Here is a 2,670-nt window from a genome sequence, read left to right as displayed (position 1 = left end):
TCGCCGGATCCGGCCGCCGGACGGCGACCGTCGTCCGGCATTCGTCAGGCGGTCAGCTCGGCCGCCTTTTTTCCGACCTGCGACTCGTCGACCTGCACCATGATGCCTTTCTCCATCAGCAGGTCCTCGAGCTGGTCCATCGTGATCGGCGTCGGAATCACACCATTGCCGCCGTTGTGATGAATCTTCTCGGCAAGCGCGCGATACTGGCCCGCCTGTGCACTGTCCGGCGCATACTCGATCACGGTCATTCGCCGCAGTTCCGCGTGCTGGACGATGTTGTCGCGCGGCACGAAGTGGATCAGCCTCGTGCCGAGCATCGTCGCGAGCGATTCGGCAAGCTCCAGTTCCTTGTCGGTCTTGCGCTCGTTGCAGATGAGCCCGCCCAGGCGCACGCCCCCACTGTTCGCGTATTTCAGGATGCCCTTCGAGATGTTGTTCGCTGCGTACATCGCCATCATCTCGCCTGACATGACAATGTAGATTTCCTGCGCCTTGTTCTCGCGAATGGGCATGGCGAAGCCACCGCACACCACGTCGCCGAGCACGTCGTACGACACGTAGTCCACACCGTCATACGCGCCGTTCTCCTCGAGGAAGTTGATCGACGTGATGACGCCGCGGCCCGCGCAGCCAACGCCCGGCTCAGGGCCGCCCGACTCGACGCAGCGGATGTCCTTGTAGCCGATCTTCATTACGTCATCGAGTTCGAGGTCCTCGACTGAACCCGCTTCCGCCGCGAGCGAGAGAATCGTGTCCTGCGCCTTCGCGTGCAGTATCAGGCGTGTCGAGTCAGCCTTTGGATCACACCCTACGATGAGGATCTTCTGCCCGAGGTCGCTCAGCGCCGCGAGCGTATTCTGCGACGTGGTGGACTTGCCGATGCCGCCTTTGCCGTAGAAGGCGATTTGCCGAAGTTGAGACATTGTCGTACTCCATTGACATGGAAGGTGAAACCAGGGTTGCGAATCAGGTCTGCAAAGCCGCGACCATGTCCTCAGCCTGCGGTGTCCGTATGGTCTTCTTCTGTCGAGTCACGCATCGGCCGGATTGTGTCCGCGCGGCCCCGTCGACGCAGCTTTCGTGCCATAAATGCGCAGATCGTCGAAACCCGGGGCAGGCCGGGTTTCCGGCAGGTGTTCCTGCATTGCGGCCTGCAACGTTCGCGACGTCGCCTTCCCGACAAACCCCGCGCCTTTTGTCGCAAACGACATGGGCAGCACCGGGCCGCCCGTCCGTTCAGCCTGCCCGGCCCCGCCCTCGCCGCCCTTGGCGCTGGTACGGATGTTGCAGCTCTCTGGGCCGTCCCGCTGAGGATGTACGATCCCGCGCCCGGATCCACGGGCGCGCCAGAATCTGGAAAAGAGGAATGCTAATGACTGACACGATCAGCCCCCGTGAACTCGACGAAACCCCATTGGCCCGTCTGCAGCACGAGGGCCGACTCCTTAACGCGGTGTTCAAGGGGCATACGGACGCGCCTGGCCGGATCGGCTTTCGCGGTGAGCTCGCGCTACGCTTTGGGCCGCGGCTCGCCGACGAGGCGCGCCCGCCCGAGCTTTCCTGCGAACAGGTCATGGCGGTAGCGGACGTCGGCGACCCGCACCTCCCGTTCTTCGCCGGCTGGCTATTGAGCTTCGAACACCTGAGGGACGTCGCGGAAGTGCTCGGCGATGCCCTCTCGGCCAGCGGAACGTATTTCCTGTTCTGCGACAACATCGATCTGTCCAGGCGCTATCAGGTGCCGTACAACGGAGCGATGTTCTACGTGCTGCCGATTGTGGAATCGACCGTCTACAACGAGATGCTCGAACTCCTGCATCTGGAGAAGAGCGAACTGAAAAGGAAAGACACGGCCGGCAAGCTCGACGCGATCGCCGACGCCGCGATCCTCTTTGACGTACCGTTTGACACGATCAGTTACGCGGAAGGACTCGAAGTGATGGGACCGGTTCGCAATCCAAACGAAAACAGGCCGGTCTGACGTACCTTTCAGTGCGCGTCGGGCGCCTCAACCTGCAGCTGTGCGCCCCCGTGACGGCGACGCCTATCCACCGAGCCGGAGTGCCATCATGTCACTGCCCAACGAAACTGTCCCATACGAAAGCGCAAGCGGCCGCGACGCCACGTGCGCAACGCTCGGAACATGGCTGTCGAGCCACGACTTCCCGGACATTCATTCGCGCAGCATTGAGGGCATGACGCCGCTGATGGTGGCGGCGCTGCACGGCGAAGACCGCATAGTCGCCGGCTTGCTAGGCGAAGGTGCAGACGTCGGCGCGCTCGACGACGAAGGTAACCAGGCGCTCTGGTACGCGTGTCTGGGCGGCGCACCCGCGCCGATCCTGCGGTTGATCGGGGCCGGCCTCGACATTGATCACGCGAACGGGAACGACATCACGTGCCTGATGCAGGCCGCCGCCAGCGGCCGGGTCGAGCTCATGTGGCTGCTGATATCGCTCGGCGCGAGCGACGGCCTGGTGGCGCCCGACGGGCGCAACGCATTCGACATGGCCACCGATTTCGGACTGCAGCTGCTGCGCATGGTAGGCCGACTCAGAGACGCCGCCCGGGCATCGTCCCCCGTCACCGGGCGGTACGTTGCGCAACCGGGGCAACCACGGATTCCGGGTGACGTCTTGCCGGATAATGCTTCGCGCTGAAGAGAAC

4 protein-coding genes are annotated in these 2,670 nt (G+C 63.4%); 2 read left to right on the top strand and 2 right to left on the bottom strand.

Annotation, left to right across the window (positions count from 1 at the left end; translation table 11 throughout):
- Positions 1 to 44: 44 nt before the first annotated feature.
- Together nifH and GCT13_RS47325 are read right to left on the bottom strand one after the other, a co-directional pair.
- Positions 45 to 926 (bottom strand): nitrogenase iron protein, encoded by an 882-nt coding sequence (nifH, locus tag GCT13_RS47330; RefSeq protein WP_087740478.1) that lies wholly within the window; start codon positions 924 to 926, stop codon positions 45 to 47.
- Between the two features lie 108 nt (positions 927 to 1,034).
- A complete protein-coding gene (locus GCT13_RS47325) occupies positions 1,035 to 1,214 on the bottom strand; it encodes a hypothetical protein (protein ID WP_152768397.1) in 180 nt (59 codons plus the stop codon).
- Between the two features lie 161 nt (positions 1,215 to 1,375).
- On the opposite strand from GCT13_RS47325, the gene GCT13_RS47320 reads away from it, so the two are divergent.
- Together GCT13_RS47320 and GCT13_RS47315 are read left to right on the top strand one after the other, a co-directional pair.
- Positions 1,376 to 1,984: a hypothetical protein gene (locus GCT13_RS47320; RefSeq protein ID WP_087740476.1), complete on the top strand. Its 609-nt coding sequence runs from the start codon at positions 1,376 to 1,378 to the stop codon at positions 1,982 to 1,984.
- Between the two features lie 88 nt (positions 1,985 to 2,072).
- Positions 2,073 to 2,663 carry an ankyrin repeat domain-containing protein gene (locus GCT13_RS47315; protein ID WP_087740475.1) on the top strand — a complete coding sequence of 197 codons (591 nt, stop codon included), beginning with the start codon at positions 2,073 to 2,075 and terminating at the stop codon, positions 2,661 to 2,663.
- Positions 2,664 to 2,670: the final 7 nt, after the last annotated feature.

It is taken from the genome of Paraburkholderia franconis (genome assembly GCF_009362735.1).
Classification (GTDB): domain Bacteria; phylum Pseudomonadota; class Gammaproteobacteria; order Burkholderiales; family Burkholderiaceae; genus Paraburkholderia; species Paraburkholderia franconis.
This window is presented reverse-complemented; position numbering and strand designations above follow the sequence as displayed.